The following is a 1,003-nucleotide window of genomic DNA, read 5'->3' on the forward strand; positions in this document are numbered from 1 at the left end:
CTCGTCGCGGTCCTTGCGCAGGCTCGCCACCACCACCGGCGTGTCATCGAGACACTGCGCCACCAACCCACTCAACGTGGCATCCGGGCCGATCTCCACGAACCGGCCCACACCCTGCCCACGCATCCCGGCCACCGTGTCAACGAACCGCACCGTGTCCCGCACCTGCCCCACCCAGAAGGCCGGATCACCCACCCGCGCACCCACCACCGCAACCTCCGGCTGACGAAACTCCACATCAGCCAACACCCGACCGAACTCCGCCAACATCGGCTCCACCAACCGCGAATGAAACGCATGCGAAACCCGCAACCGACGCGACCCCACAAACCGATCCCCCACCGCCAACACCGCCTGCTCCGGCCCGGACACCACCACCGACCGCGGCCCGTTCACCGCCGCGACATCCACCCCCACCGGAAGCACCGCCCGAACCCGCTCCTCCGAAACCGGCAACGCCACCATCGCCCCACCAGGAGCAAGCGCCTGCATCAACCGAGCCCGCGCAGCCACCACCCGACACGCATCCTCCAACGACCACACCCCCGCCACATACGCAGCCGTCAACTCACCAACCGAATGACCACCCACCACATCCGGAACCACACCCCACGACCGCCACAACCGCGCCAACGCCACCTGAAACGCGAACAACCCCGGCTGCGCGAACCCCGTCCGATCCAACAACTCAGGCTCATCCCACACCCCAGCCAAAGGCCGCTCCAACAACCCGTCCAACACACCACACACCTCAGCCAACGCCTCCGCGAACACCGGAAACCGGCCCACCAACCCCCGACCCATACCCACACGCTGCGAACCCTGACCAGAAAACAACCAACCCGTACCACCCTCAACCACCGCCCCGGACACCACACCCGACACAGACTCGCCATCAACCACCGCCGTCAAACCACGCAAAAAATCCGACCGGCTGGCACCACACACCACAGCCCGATGCTCAAACACCGAACGCCCAGTAGCCAACGAAAAACCCACATCC

1 protein-coding gene is annotated in these 1,003 nt (G+C 65.9%); it reads right to left on the minus strand.

The features are described from left to right. On the minus strand, positions 1 to 969 hold a 969-nt coding region (locus E1258_RS32815), incomplete at its 3' end, for an acyltransferase domain-containing protein (protein ID WP_243715843.1). Positions 970 to 1,003: the final 34 nt, after the last annotated feature.

The sequence above is a fragment of the Micromonospora sp. KC207 genome, assembly GCF_004348615.1.
GTDB lineage: Bacteria > Actinomycetota > Actinomycetes > Mycobacteriales > Micromonosporaceae > Micromonospora.